General features: G+C 68.5%; 9 protein-coding genes and 1 riboswitch. Of the genes, 3 read left to right on the top strand and 6 right to left on the bottom strand.

The window, feature by feature from the left end; all coding sequences use genetic code 11:
* Positions 1–18: 18 nt before the first annotated feature.
* The 4 genes from JK358_RS36020 to JK358_RS36005 are packed head-to-tail and all read right to left on the bottom strand — an operon-like array spanning position 19 to position 5,407.
* Entirely contained in the window at positions 19–1,497 is a 1,479-nt protein-coding gene (locus JK358_RS36020) for a hypothetical protein (protein WP_201957641.1), read from the bottom strand.
* Positions 1,494–2,765, bottom strand: coding sequence for a CHAT domain-containing protein (locus JK358_RS36015; protein ID WP_201957639.1), 1,272 nt, complete (start codon positions 2,763–2,765; stop codon positions 1,494–1,496). The genes JK358_RS36020 and JK358_RS36015 overlap by 4 nt, the downstream gene beginning before the upstream one ends.
* A complete protein-coding gene (locus tag JK358_RS36010) occupies positions 2,762–4,075 on the bottom strand; it encodes a hypothetical protein (RefSeq protein WP_201957637.1) in 1,314 nt (437 codons plus the stop codon). The genes JK358_RS36015 and JK358_RS36010 overlap by 4 nt, the downstream gene beginning before the upstream one ends.
* A 3-nt stretch (positions 4,076–4,078) precedes the next feature.
* Positions 4,079–5,407: a hypothetical protein gene (locus JK358_RS36005; RefSeq protein ID WP_201957635.1), complete on the bottom strand. Its 1,329-nt coding sequence runs from the start codon at positions 5,405–5,407 to the stop codon at positions 4,079–4,081.
* A gap of 144 nt (positions 5,408–5,551) precedes the next feature.
* Between JK358_RS36005 and JK358_RS36000 the strand changes: the two genes are divergently transcribed.
* Entirely contained in the window at positions 5,552–7,597 is a 2,046-nt protein-coding gene (locus JK358_RS36000) for a LysM peptidoglycan-binding domain-containing protein (protein WP_201957633.1), read from the top strand.
* Complete coding sequence (locus JK358_RS35995) at positions 7,594–8,358, top strand: copper chaperone (RefSeq protein WP_201957626.1); 765 nt, start codon at positions 7,594–7,596, stop codon at positions 8,356–8,358. Before JK358_RS36000 ends, JK358_RS35995 begins: the two co-directional genes overlap by 4 nt.
* Positions 8,359–8,427: 69 nt before the next feature.
* Here JK358_RS35995 and JK358_RS35990 read toward each other — a convergent pair whose 3' ends face one another.
* Together JK358_RS35990 and JK358_RS35985 are read right to left on the bottom strand one after the other, a co-directional pair.
* A complete protein-coding gene (locus JK358_RS35990; RefSeq protein ID WP_201957624.1) occupies positions 8,428–10,248 on the bottom strand; it encodes a hypothetical protein in 1,821 nt (606 codons plus the stop codon).
* Positions 10,245–12,005, bottom strand: a complete 1,761-nt coding sequence (locus tag JK358_RS35985) for a hypothetical protein (RefSeq protein ID WP_232852496.1) — start codon at positions 12,003–12,005, stop codon at positions 10,245–10,247. The genes JK358_RS35990 and JK358_RS35985 overlap by 4 nt, the downstream gene beginning before the upstream one ends.
* 219 nt (positions 12,006–12,224) lie before the next feature.
* A riboswitch (cobalamin riboswitch) is annotated at positions 12,225–12,447 on the top strand.
* 136 nt (positions 12,448–12,583) lie between these two features.
* On the opposite strand from JK358_RS35985, the gene metE reads away from it, so the two are divergent.
* A partial coding sequence (gene metE / locus JK358_RS35980; protein WP_201957622.1) for a 5-methyltetrahydropteroyltriglutamate--homocysteine S-methyltransferase occupies positions 12,584–14,488 on the top strand: 1,905 nt, incomplete at its 3' end.

Raw genomic sequence — 14,488 nt, 5'->3', positions numbered from 1 at the left:
CCCCTCCGGATTGTGTGGCTACCGCTGGCTGGGCAGTAGCGGGATCGTGACGGTCGGATCGCCCAGAATGACCAGACTCTGCCGGTCGATGGCGGTGAGCAGCGCGTAGGTCGCGCGATCGCCCGCGCCCGGTGTGAACGCGTCGACCTCCCTGCGCGCCTTGGCATATCGGGCGTAGAGCTCACCGACGCCGCGATAGTGCGAATCCAGTGCCTGCCCGATCCGCTGGCGCAGGAACAGATTCGGATACATCGAGTTGACCAGCGGCATGGTCAGGGGCTGCCCGTTCGTCGGTTCGATGAGCGTCCAATCGAAGGTCGGCTCGACATGACCGATGAAGGCGCGCAACGGTTTCTGCGCGCCGAGCAGCCGGGTCGGTAGCGGCGCGACAGCCGCCCCGAGCTTCCCGACCGCGTCCACGACCTTGAAGGCGGTCGAATTCGATTGGAGCAGACCGGTATACGAGGTGCCGTCATTGCTGCCCGCCGAACAACACGCCTGCGAATACCACACCGCGCCCGCGGGTTGCCAGGCCGCGAGCAGCGCGTCGATGTCGAGCGTCGTGTGGTCGGCGTCCACCGGTGAACCCAGGGTCGCGCGCATGGCGTCGGCATTGCCGAGGGGGCCGGTCTTACCGTGGCTCGTCGTGACGATCACCGCGGGCCGGGTGGCCGCGAGATCGGCGACGAGCGCCGCGCAGGTGGCCGCCGCATCCATACGCCGGGTCACGGCCAGTTCCGGATCCGTGGCCATTCTGACAGTGAGGAAGTCGCCGACCAGGCGCTGCATCGAGGCGGTGATCGCGTCGACATTGGTACTCCAGATCAGCGGTGTGCCCGGTTCGGCGGGCATATCCGCCCACTGCGAGAGCAGCGCGTCCACATAGTTGGCGAGTTCGGCCTCCGGCAGATCGAGCCTGCCGACGTGCTGACTGCGATTCAGCGAGAACTGCACCTGCCACGGCACCTCGGCGGGGGATCCGACGATCAGCAGAAACTTGGGAATCCGGCCCCGCTCCGTACCGAATTCGCTGACACCGATGGTGAGCGGCTGGTCGGTGCCGTCGCTGTAGTACCGCATCAGCGACTGGTCGTTGCCGGGCACGGCGCGGAGCACCGGCGCGATGCCCTGCGGCGCGAATTGCGCACCGCGCGAGGCGAATATCCGACCGCGCTCGGCGAGTAACCGGCGAATCGGCGGGGGAGCGTCCAGGCCCGCGGCCTTGTCCGCGGCGGACAGTTCCGCATTCTCCGCCAGCACCACGCCCCACCCGACGGCGGGATCCTGCCAGTCGCCGGGGTCGACGGCTTTCGGCGCGAGTGTTTTCCTTTGTGCCAGTGGCCTCGTCGCTGTTCCCCAGTCGGCCGCGTCCGCCGCGAGATCGCCGCTCACCGCACTGTCGCCGGTGAAGGCGTTGAGCGTGATGGTCGCGGGCAGCGGTGCGTCGGGCAGCGGCGGCGTCTCGGGCGGTACCCCGACCTCCGGCGGCGGCGTCATTTCTCACTCACCGCCCGCAGATCCGCGGCGACCTCCGGTGCGTCGGCGGCGATCAACTCGGCCAGTCCGTCGATGAGCCGGGTCTCGCTGAGGGCCTGCTGCACTTGCGGTTCGGTGACTCCGGCGGCGGCGACCTCGAGTGTGAACGGACCGCGCCGGGTGTACATGACGGGCACCGTCCAGGCGTCCCCCTCGGCGGGATTGTGCACGTGGATGTTGCGTAGCTGCCGGCGTGCGCTCAACATTGTCTCCGCCCAGGCGATTTCGCTCCTGCCCGCGCCCCGGGCCAGGATCTCCGCGATCCGCGCGAAGACGCTGCGGTAGAACCCCGCCGAGAACACCACCGCGTCCGATACGTCGATCAGGCGCTTCATGCCGATGGCGACGGGAACTCCGGTGTTCACGAATTCCTCGGCGTGGGTGAGCACTTCGCTGCCCGCCTGCGCGCTCCTGCACGCGTTGAGGTGGACCATCCAGGTGTTGTTCCGCGACACCTGCTGGGCGATTTCGATCGCGGTCAGAACGACCGAGCTCGTGCCCGCGTTGAAGTCCGACGCGGTGGCGAATTCCAGTACGGCCTGTTCCTCGCGGACCGCGCCGTGACAGAAGATGTGCAGTAGATGCGGTCCGCACGCGTCGATGCGGGACACCAGCGGCATCGGATCGTCCGGACCGGGCAGCGGGATGATGCGCTCGGGCGGGAGGTGCCCGCGCGCGGCGGCGACCACATTTCTGTCGCCGGTGATCACGGTCAGCTCGATCGGCAGCTCGGCGGGTGCGGCCTGGACCGCGCCGAAGATACTGTCCCACTCGGCTTTTCCGTCCACGCCGACCGCGGAGATGACCGAGACCATTCGCAACGGCGGCGCGAAAGGCACCTCGGTGGCGGAATCGATACTCCCGCTCCGGGGGAAGCGCGCGATCGGCCAGCGCGGATCCAAGGCCAGGAACTGCTTGGAGCGCCGCAGCGCCTCCCACGAGAGCGGCACCGCGGTGTCGACGCCGATGAAGAAATAGATCGGCACACTCGGTTCGCCGACGGCGACCGCCAGCGCCCGGTCGAAGGCCTTTTCGATTCGGTCGTGCTTCACCAGCAGATCCGCCAGCGCCTCACCGACTTTCAGAATGCTCTGCGGTCCCTCGAGCGGTGTGATCCCGGACAGATCGAGACGCTTGGTAGCCCGGTCGACGCCGTCGGCCTCGACGAAATAGGTGGGTGGCTCACCATCATCCAGCGAGGGCTGGATATTGACGACGATCTTCTTCATGGCTCACGCTCGGCATGTCGTTCGACCACGGCACGCACCTTCTCCAGGCCGGATTCGATTCCGGCGTAGTAGGCGGCCTCGTTGGGATTCGAACTATCGGCCCAGTCGTGGAACCGGCGCAGTTCGCCCTCTTTCTGCTCGATGTATCGCTGTGCCGCCCCGAGCCAGGCGGGGGTCGCGTCGCGGTCGAAATGTTTGCTGACAGCGGCGGATCTGGTCATCGGCGCACGGTTGGACAGCGGTTCGGCCGGTTCCCGCCCCGCCGGTCTGCGGACACGGCGAGGCTGGGCGTACAGCAGGATCCGCGGGCTGGCGGGCGGTGCGGCGGGGCGGAAGTCGGCGAGGAAGTCATAGCATTCGGTCAGCTCGGTGGTCCCGGTCGCGTCCGCCGGTTCGTGCAGCAGCACGGGGCCCGCCCGCATCGCGCCGAGATCGTCCGCGACACGGCGCAATCCGTAATCGGAGTAGTTGCCCGCCGGCCGGGTGAAACCGACAGTGAGCGCGCCCATCCGGGTGAGGAACGCGGCGATCTCGCCTGCCTGCACCATGGTCGGTGCGGTGTCGGGGTCGTCGGGCCGATAGGGGAGGGTGAGCGCGCCCTGCGCGCCCAGCTGCGCGCCCGGGACGACGAAATGCACCGCGTCGGCACTCCGCCCGGCCAGCGCCCGTCGGATCCACCGGAACCACGGATTGCGCAATTCTCCTGTGTAGGACAATCTTTCGGTGGGCTCGACGGGATACAGCGTGGCGTTCGGGGCCGCGGCGACGATGGCGCGCAGACTCGCGCCCACCCGCGTATCGCAGAAGACGTGCAGGCGGATGTGCTCCACCCGGGCCAGCGCCGCCAGCGCATCCGGTATCTCGCCGGGCAGCGCACCGGCGGGCGCGGCGGCCACGAACACCAGATCATAAGTGGTCGTGGACTGTTCGGGATCCGGGAAGACGTCGGGCAGCCGAAGCAGTGGCCGATCGGTGGCGGGCTGCAGCGCATGCTCCCACGGGATCGCGCCCAGCGTGCCGTACGGCTTGACCAGATGCAGCCACAGCGGATCGCCGTCGACCAGTTTCGCGCGCGTCCAGCCGCCGATCCATGCGGCCACGCCGGGCGGAACGAACAGTCCCGACGCCACCGACTTCGTCGTCGCGCCGTAACCGAACTCGGACAGCCAGAGGGTGCGTTCGTCGTGCACCTCCGGCTGCCCGTCCACATTGACGAGCAGTCGCAGCTGGGCGCACGGCGTCCTGTGCTCCATGCTCAGGCGCACCGCCACCACCGGTAGCGAGTACTCGCGCTGCATCTCGAAGGCCATCGCTCACCCCCGCACCAGGGTGAACAGTGCCCATGCCGTCGACGGGGATGCGATATCGCCGTGCCCGCGGATGGTGCGGGATCCATTGATCGCCAGCACCTCCGGCCCGTCGAGCGGGTACGGGTCACCCGGATCCTTGATCGGGACCTCGGTGAAGGACACCGCGCCACGCGGACCGTAACCACCCAGCGCGGCATACTCGTTCGGCGGCTCGTCGGCCGCGATGCCGATCTCGCCGAGGTCCTTCCCGCGCCGCAGCGCGAGGTGGAAGGTCTTGTGCAGCGCGAAATCATGGACGCTGAAGGTGCTCATGATCGGCTGTCGCACGAACTCGACCGCCCTGCGATAGCCGCCCTCGGGATTCGCGGCGGAGAAGCACAGATGGTTCACGGCGGGCTGGAGCAGCAGCAGGGAATCGACCGGCCGTGGCAGCGGACCGCCCGCGGGCCGCGACACCGCATTGAGCAGCACCCGTGCACCGTAGGAATGTCCGGTCAGGTGCAATCGCGTTGCGGCGCTTGTCGCTTCGAGCATCTCGCGCAGCAGCGTGCCCACCCCGGCCACGCCGACGGCGCCGGCGCGATCCTTCATCTGGAACACCGTGAGCATCCGGAACAGAGTGCGTGGATTGAGTTTGTCCAGGAATCCCGCGGCTTCGGCGGTCCCGAGCGGCCTCGCGAGCGGGCGGCCGAAATCTCCCGGTGAAGCGGGTAACGGCGGCCGGTCGGCGAGCCGCGCCTCGAGGGTGGCCCAGGCGGAGAGGACATCGTCGGTGTCGCGGTTGTCATCTCCGGGCAACTCGGCGTCGCCGCCCGCGAATACCCCGTGCAGCAACCCGACCAGTCGCCGCCCGTCCGCCTCGTCCACGGTGGCGGGCTCCGCCAGCCGGTAGAACTCGGCGCGCTCGCCGGGCTCGACGAGCCCCGCGAAGGCCGACTCGAGCGCGATGCCCGGCTCACCGATGGCGTCGTTGACACCGGCGATATCAGGCCCCTTCTCCCACGGCAGCTCCATTGCTGTCGACGGCCAGAAGATTCCGACCAGAACTGGTCGGTATTCGCGGTCGAGTTCGAGGTGATGGTCGCGCACCAGCTTCTGGAACACGGCGATGAATTCCCGGTACTTTCCGAGTGCCTCGTTCCAGCTGTTGTTCCACCCGTGGCTGAAAACGAAGGCGTCGGTGAATGTTCCGGTGCGCAATGCGTCGATCAGATGCTGTTGCGTCAGCGGGCTCGTCGATCTGCCGTCGGCATCGAATCGGAGTGTGTAGAACGGGGCGCGGAAGCCACCGGTCGTCGGGAAATGATCGAAGGGGCCGGTATTCGGAGGCATGGCGCACCTCGTTTCACGATGTCCTGTGCGAGCACGTTCAGTGTGCGCCCGATCGCCCATGATCATCGTGAGTATTCGACTACCCGAATTCGGGTAGTGCGCTACGCGTGCCGCCGCACCCGGGCGCGTCCTACCGTCAGGCCCATGGCCAGGTACATCATCGGCTCGGGGGACACTCTGAGCGCTATCGCTTCCCGACTCGGCACGGGGTTGGCGGCTCTGGTGGCCGCGAATCCGCAGATGTCGAATCCGAACATCGTGCACCGCGGGCAGATCGTGGTAATTCCGGGGAAGACCGCCGGAGCCGGGGCGGGATATGTGGTGCAGGCGGGGGATACGGTGAGCGCCATAGCGTCTCGCTTCGGCGTAGGTACCGCGGCACTCGTGGCGGTCAATCCGCAACTCACCGACCCGAATCTGATATTCGCCGGGCAGATCGTATCGATTCCCGGGCCGAACGGCCGGTTCGGTTCACGGTATGTGGTGCAATCCGGGGATACGTTGAATGCCATAGCGTCTCGATTCGGCCTCGGCACCGCAGCCCTGGCGGCCGCGAATCCACAGATTTCGAATCCGAATGTGATTCATCGCGGGCAGATCCTGGTCATTCCGGGGAAGGCCGCCGTGCCCGGTCCGGAATACGTCGTGCAGTCGGGGGATACGCTCGGCGCCATCGCCGCCCGGTTCGGCGTGCGCGCGGCCGAACTGAACGAGGCGAACCCGCAGATCGGCAATCCGAACCGGATCTTCCCCGGGCAGATCATCGCCTTCGTGTTCACCCGTGTGCGGCGCAATATCTGGACCCTGCACGACACGGCCCCCTGGCATCCGGTGATCCACGCGTACGCGCGCGGAGTGGCGATCATGCGGGACCGCGCCGCCGCCGATCAGTTCGACCCGACCGGCTGGATCTACCAGGCCGCCATCCACGGCACCACCGTCAACCCGGACAACTTCCGCAACCGGTGCCAGCACCAGTCCTGGTTCTTCCTGTCCTGGCACCGGATGTATCTGCGCTGGTTCGAACGGATCATCCGCGCCGCCCTCCAGGAGGCCGCCGATGTGGACGACGTCACCAAACTGACCTGGGCGCTGCCGTATTGGGACTACAGCAGCGACGACATCGCCCGCCGTCGGCTGCCGCAGGCCTTCCTCGACCCCACCCTGCGCGACGGCGTGACCCCGAACCCGTTGCGGGTCAACGGAAGAACCCTCAACAACGGGGCGGCCCTGCCCGCGTCGGCGGTCGCGACGGCCGCTGCGCTCGCCCCCGTGCCGTTCGCCGGGATCGGCGGATTCGCCGGTGGCCGTACCGGATTCAGCCACTCCGGCGAGGATCCGGGCTCGGCCATGGGGCCGCTGGAGGGCACGCCGCACGGCGCCGTGCATGTCCAGGTCGGCGGCCTCATGGGCGCGTTCAACACCGCCGCCCTCGACCCGATCTTCTGGTTGCACCACGCGAATATCGATCGCCTGTGGGAGGTCTGGCGCACCCTGCCCGGCCGCGCCGACACCACCGAACCGGCCTGGCTCACCGGCGTGACCTTCCACTTCCACGACGAGAACGCGACCCCGCTCACCGAGCAGAGCCGCCACGTCCTGGAAACCCCCGCGCAGCTGCGCTACCGCTACGAGGACATCTCCACCCCCGAGGCCCTGGAGGCGGCCGTGGCCCCCGCATCCGAACCGGAGCATCCGCCCGAACTGATCGGCGCCACCGACACCGCGCTCGCGCTCGTCGGCGACACCGCCACCGTCGGCCTCGGCATCTCCGCACCGGAAGGCCCGCTCGCCGAGGCGGCCCTGCCCGTCACCCACGCCTACCTGCAACTCGAGCACGTCACCTCCGACGCCCCCGCCGGTGTCACCTACGGCGTGTACCTCGACGCCCCCGACGGCGACCCCGCCACCGACGACGCCCACTATGTCGGCGTCGCCTCCTTCTTCGGCATCGAGGAAACCCGGAACCCCGACACTCCGCACGCCGGAATGCGTCTCGGCTTCGACATCACCGACCTCTACCACCGCCTGGTCGCCGAGGGCCGCTGGACCGACCGGATCACCGTCACCTTCGTGGCCCAGCGCGTGGACCCGCCCGACGAGGCCTTCGACCTGCCCGACGACGAGGAACCGGCCACCCAGGACCCGGGCAACGTCCGCGTCGGCCGCGTGAGCGTATTCCTGCAATGACCGCGCTCGCGCCGAAACCTGGCCTCCGGCAACGCTTCCGGTGGAATCACCCCGAACTGTCCCTGGCGATCCTCGCAACGTCCGCGTGGGTCGCGGTGGTCCTCCTGCACCTCCGGGCCGGACACCCGGTGGCGCACGCCCCTGCGACACACCATCGTGGAGCAGCGAATTCGATCGGCCCGCCGCCGTTTCCGTACTCCGTGACGGTCTGGTTCCTGATGGCGACGGCGATGATGCTCCCCACCGTGCTTCCTGCCGCACGGTCGATTGCCCGCAACGGGAAATGGAAACGCCGCCGCCGCGGCCCGGCCCTGTTCGCCCTCGGCTACCTGGCAACCTGGACCGCGTTCGGAGCTGTCCTGCTGTACGCGATACGCGTGGCAGGCCCGAAATCACCTGACCTACTGCTGGTTTCGGCCGCACTGCTGCTCGCGGCGCTCTGGGAGTCGACCCGCTGGAAACGTCACTTCCTGCGGGCCTGCCACCGCATCCCGCCCATACCACCCGACGGCCCGCGCGCCGACCGGGCGTGCCTGCGCGCAGGATTCCGAAACGGCCTGCACTGCATGGGTTCCTGCGCCCCGATGATGCTCCCGATGGCCCTCGCGCCCCACGCCGCCGCCCTCCCGCTGATGCTCTTCCTCACCGGCCTGATCTGGGCGGAGAAGTCGCTGACGAGAGCGGCCGACCACCTCCGGCTGTTCGCCGGACTCCTCGCGGCAGCCGCTCTCGTCCTCTCCGCCGTGGCACTCACCGCCTGACGAGCAGCCGACGCCCGAGAACGCGCGGATGAACGACCGGGCGGCCTCGTCGGCCCACCGCGTGTGGGGTTATGCGGGGGCGATCAGGAAGTTGGCGATATAGGTGCTGGCCAACTCGGGGACGCCGCTGTTCTGGGTTTCGGCGGCGGTCACGATGTCGTAGTGGCGGTATCCCGCGATGAATTTCGCGTTGTAGGGGAGCAGCCCGCCCAGACCCGCGTTCTGGACCGGTGAATCACCCGAGAGCAGGGTGAGGTTGCGGCGGCCCGCCGGGGTGGACTGCCAGCGGTCGCCGTGCAGCAGGAAATTCAGGATGCCGCCGGAGCGGTACTGCATATTCGACAGGTCGCCGTCACGGCCCAGGCCCATGGCGAAGACCATGTCGGTGATCAGGCGGATCGGGGTGTACTGCTCGAAGAAGTCCACCGGCTGCCAGCCGGGGTTCATGGAGCGGGCGAACTGGCCGATGTCGGTCACCTCGTGGTCGCGGTCGGTGGGTGCGCCGCGGCCGAGATCGGGGCCGTCGATGGAACTGGGCCAGACCTGGTCGTAGTTGCGCCAGCCACAGCGGGCGGCGTGGTCGGCGGGGACATAGTTCTGGCCGTAGCCGACGCGCAGCGGAATGACGAACAGGGTGGGTCCGAGGATCGGCACCGAGGCCAGGCCATTGGGAACCGGGTAGGTTTTGCCGGAGACCGGGCAGTCGTAGAAGCCCAGGCCCGCCTGCAAGACGTATTCGGCGGAGTTCTGGTCGAACAGCATGCCCAGCGCGGCGGTATTGCTCAGGGTGAAATCGCGGGGCAGGTTCGCGCCGGTGAACAGATCCAGATAGTCCTTGCCGTAGAACGCGCGCATCCACGGTTCGGTGCGCAATTCCGCGGGCACCAGCGCGCCGATATCGCTGTCACCATCGGGATCCTGATCCGCGGCCATGGCGGCGAGCTGGTAGGTGTTCATGATCTCCGAGGCGGCCAGCACCGGCCACTGGGCGCTGCCCAGGCCGTTCTGCAGCAGCAGGTTGATCGCGTTCTTGACCAGACCGCCCGCCGCGGACGCGAACTGGTCGATCAGCCCCGTGCCGGACAGACCGGCCGGATCGGTCATGGCGAATCCGTCCTCGGGGATGATGCCGCCGCCGCACAGGTTGAATCCGGAGGCATCGGAGACGCCGGGATCGCCGGCGAAGTTCCAGGCCATCATCGGGCCGGTGAGGAACGCGCCCAGGGAGTGGCCGCCGCAGAAGCTCTTGACGCGCTGCGCGGGATCGGGCAGCAGATGCTCGATCACCACCCGCCAGTCGTCGAGGGTGAGCGCGAGGCCGTACTCCCCGAGGTAGGTCAGATCCTGCGGCGTCTGGTACCGGTAGGTGCGGCCGTCGACGGCCGCACCCTGGAAGTAGTAGCCCGCCGCGACGCGATAGTCGCCCGCCCGCTGGGCGGCCTCCCATCCGGTGCGGTCCTCGGCGCAGTTGGCGCGGCGCTCGAGCGAGATGTACTCGACGGACTTGCCCTTCGCGGCGGCCTTGCGAACCACCTGCGGCGCTTGGATGTTCAGATTGGCCGCGCCGGAGTAGGTGCCGGGCTGAACGGTCAGCACCGCCTCGGCGTCGGCGCTGTGCTCGGGACCGGACTTCGCGCGGTAGCGCACGAAACCGATCCAGTCGCAGGCTTCCGGATGCGCCATGGTCGAGTACGGGCTCGGATAGTGCAGGCGCACATAGGTGGCCTCCACATCGTCACCCAGACCCGGATCGCCGGTGATCGGCGTGGTCTCCACGCGATCGGGCGCGCCGAGCGCGGGGGCCGCCGCCACCCGGGCCGGGGGCGTCAGCACCGCCGCCGCGCACAGCGCCGCGATCACGACCGCCAGAGTTCGTGCGGCCCGGTTCATCCCAGGCTCCTGACGAACAGCGCCAGCTGCTGGCCGCTGTAGTCGGGCTGCCCGTCGTTCTGCACCGCGGCCGCGCCGATGGTGTCGATGTGGGCATAGCCGGGCAGGCTGACGACCTGCGCGGTGGACGGGGCGGGGAAGAAGGTGGCCATGCCGGCCTGCACCGGGCTGTCCCCGGCGAACGCTACGAAATACGGCTTGGTGCGGGCGAGTCCGCGACCGCGTAGCGGGGCCATCTCACCACTGCGGGAACCGCCGTAACCGGCGGCGATATCGATGACCAGGCGGTTCGGGAAGTAGGTCTCCCAGTACGCGCCCGGCGATCCGGTGGCCAGCTGCCGGGCGGCGTCGCGGATATCGGCGACCTCGTGATTCGGAGTGGTGAACGGGACGCCGCGCACCTCGTCGTAGTTGCGCCAGGTGTAGAGCACGGTGCGGTCGGTGGGGTAGACCCGCTGCTGGTTGCCCGCGCTGATCCGCAGGAACGAACCGAACAGCGGAAGTTCGGTCACCTCACCGGGATTGGGGAACGACTTGGTCATCACCGGACCGCCGTCGAGCGCGCCCGCACCCTGCTGCTCGATCGAGAAGTTGTTGGAGTTGTTGTCGATCAGCATGCCCAGCATCGCGGTGTTGGTGAACCGGAAGTCGCGGATGCTGCCCGACCCGTCCGCGCCATTGGTGGCGAAGGATGTCCAGGTCGGCGCGGTGAGATAGTTGAGCGTCGCGTCGATGACGAACTCGCGCGGCAGATGCGCCAGCAGTCGACTCTCCGCGTCGGGATCCAGATGCGCGGCGAGCCCGGCCAGCCGCATGATCATGAAGGCCTCGGTGCCGATCGCGGGGATCCCGCCGAGGGTGCGCGGCAGCACACCCGCCCCGAGCCCGGCCTGCAGGACGGCGTCGGTGGGCGTGACGAGCGCGTTCGCGATATCGCGCAGCACCGGAATGTGCTGCAGCATCACGGGATCCGACGAGATCATGGAGTCCTGCGCCGCGAACGCCGCGCACTGATCGGCCCCCGCACCCGCCGCCCCGAAATCCCAATCGGCGAAGAACCCGGTGACCAGACCGCCCAGCGAGATCCCGGTGCACACATACTTCTGCTGCCGCACAGCACGTTCCGGGACCTCATGGCGCATGACCTCGAACTGGTCCCACACCACCCGCTCCATCCCCATCCAGTCCAGGATCGCGAGCTGATCATTGGTTCGGAACCCGGGGAACCGCTGTCCGTCGAGGACTTTGCCGTTGAAGTAGTAGTCGACCGCGTCGAGGTAGTCGCCGCTGCGCAGCGCGTAGTCGAAACCGAAGGTCTCGTCCAGGCAGGAGCTGCGCCGCGCCAGCGCCCAGAACTCGATGTGCTGCCCCATGTTTCGCGCCGAGCGCACGGTGTTCGCGCCCACGCTGTCGGAGTTGACGGCCCCGCCGCCGAGCCCCTGCTCCTGGATCACGACGTGTTCGGCCCCCGCCGAATCGGCGGGTCCGTCGATCGCGCGGTAGCGCAGATAGCCGACCCGATCACAGGCCGCGGGATGCGCCGGAGCGTTGGCCGGCAGCGGCAGCAGATAGCTCACATACGAGACTGCGACGCCGTCTCGCGTCTCCAGTACTTGTTCCTGCCGATCCGTCGCGGCGCTTGCCTGCTCCGGATCCGCGTGCCCGACCACGGGATCGACCGCAAACCCCGCGCCGACGGCGATCGCGAACGCGGTCGCCAGTCGGACGCTTCGTTGCGCCCACAGCTTGTTCCTCATGGTTCGGGATGGTTTCAGAGAATTGCGAGCACACCGGTTGACGTTCGGATGGAATCGGTCCGATCGCTTTGTGCATATGCAGTTCGCCCCAGCTCCGGGCAGCCGGGGCGGGGTGGATTTCGCGGTGGTGCCGCGGTGCTATATATTCCTGCCTCGCAGCTGGTTCGCCGTGGTGGTGTCGAAGGAGCCCCTGACCCACACGACGGCGTCGAAGTCCGGATACCTCGCGTGAGCGGGGGTAACCGGGTGAGAGGGAACCCGGTGGGAATCCGGGACTGTCCCGCAGCGGTGAGCGTGAACGACAGCCGTCAACTACGCACTGGGTATGTATTTGTCCTGGGAAGCGACGGCCGGTAGGCAGAGCCCGGACATGGTGCCGGGTCGATCCACACCGGATCGATGCGCGCGAGTCCGAAGACCTGCCAGTCGCGCCGGATACGCCGTATCCGGCGGTCGTCGCCTCGTGGATCGGGCGTCGCGCCGAGTGGAACCCGGGCACGGGAATGATGCTGTGGGCTCCGATCAGCGCGCACTCGAATGGGTGGTGGCCATCTGGCTGTCGACCATGGAGTTCAACCATGCTGAACCCTGAAAACGCTTTCACCGCAACGGTGCTCGGGCTACCGCGCATCGGGCCCGCGCGGGAACTCAAGAGGGCCGTCGAGTCCTACTGGGCCGGGCGCATCGACGCGGACGCGCTGCACGAGATCGCCCGGGGGCTGCGCACCGACCAGCTCACCGCCGTGCACGCGGCCGGACTGGACTCCGTCCCGGTGGGCACCTTCTCGTACTACGACCAGGTGCTCGACACCGCCGTGCTGCTCGGCGCGCTGCCGGAGCGGGTGCGCGGCATCGAGGACGACCTGGACCGCTACTTCGCCGCCGCACGCGGCACCGCCGATATCGCACCGCTCGAGATGACCAAGTGGTTCGACACCAACTACCACTACCTGGTGCCCGAGCTGTCCGTGGACACCGAGTTCACGCTGCATCCGGAGAAGCCGCTCGCCGAGCTGAAAGAGGCGCTGGCCCTGGGCGTTCCGGCGCGACCGGTGATCGTCGGGCCGGTCACCTTCCTGAAGCTGGCCAAATCCGTCGACGGCAGCGACCTGCTCAACCGGCTGCCTGATCTGCTGCCGCTCTACGAGCAGCTGCTCGAACAGCTCGCGGCCGCCGGTGCGCGGTGGATGCAGCTCGACGAACCCGCGCTCGTCACCGATCTGAACGAGACCGAGCAGGCGGCCGTCTACGCGACTTATCGCCGCCTGGCCGCGGTCCCGGCGCGGCCCGCGCTCCTGGTGGCCTCCTACTTCGGATCCCTGGACGAAATGCTGCCGATCCTCGCGGACGCCGGGGTCGAGGGCATCGCCGTCGACCTGGCCGAGGGTAGTGACGTGGAAGTGCCCGCGCCGCACGGGAATACGCTGATCGTGGCCGGAATCGTCAACGGCCACAACATCTGGCGGGTCGATCCCGATGTCGCGCTGCCGCGCCTGCGGGCCCTGCGCGACGCGGGCGCTCCGGTGGCCGTGTCGAGTTCCTGCTCGCTGCTGCACGTGCCCTACAGCCTCGCGCCCGAGACCGAGTTGGACCCGCGTCTGCGGTCCTGGCTGGCCTTCGGCGCGGAGAAGATCGCCGAGATCCGCATGCTCGCCACCGCCCTGCATGAGGGGCAGGACGCGGTCGCCGAGCAGTTGGAGATCGCCCGCACCGCGGTCCTGGATCGCAAGGCCGATCCGCGTCTGCGGGTGGAGTCGGTGCGGTCGCGGCTGGCCGACCTGGACTCCGACGCCATCCGCCGCACCCCGGCCGACGCGCGTCGGGTGGTGCAGCAGGAGCGCCTGAATCTGCCGCTGCTGCCGACCACCACCATCGGCTCGTTCCCGCAGACCTCCCGGATCCGGGTGGCGCGCGCCGAGCTGCGCAAGGGTGCGATCGATACCGCCGAGTACGACAACAGGATGCGCGCCGAGATCGCCGAAGTCATTGCGCTGCAAGAGGAAATCGGCCTGGACGTGCTGGTGCACGGTGAGCCCGAGCGCAACGACATGGTGCAGTACTTCGCCGAACAACTGGACGGCTTCGCCGCGACGGTCAACGGCTGGGTGCAGTCCTACGGCACCCGCTGCGTGCGCCCGCCCATCCTGTTCGGCGATGTGGTGCGCCCGGTCGCCATGACCGTCGACTGGAGCACCTACGCGCAGTCGCTGACCAGCAAGCCGGTCAAGGGCATGCTCACCGGCCCGGTCACCATCCTGGCCTGGTCCTTCGTCCGCGACGACCAGCCTCCGGCCGATTCCGCCCGTCAGATCGCCCTGGCCATCCGGGACGAGACGGTGGACCTCGAGGCCGCCGGTATCGCGGTGATCCAGGTGGACGAGCCCGCGCTGCGCGAGCTGCTGCCGTTGCGCAAGGCCGACCAGGCCGCCTACCTGGAATGGGCGGTGGACGCGTTCCGCCTGGCCACCTCCGGTGTGGCCGAC

Source organism: Nocardia acididurans, from assembly GCF_016741815.1.
Lineage (GTDB): Bacteria > Actinomycetota > Actinomycetes > Mycobacteriales > Mycobacteriaceae > Nocardia > Nocardia acididurans.
Note: the sequence above shows the minus strand (reverse complement) of the source record. Positions and strands in the feature narration are given on the sequence as shown.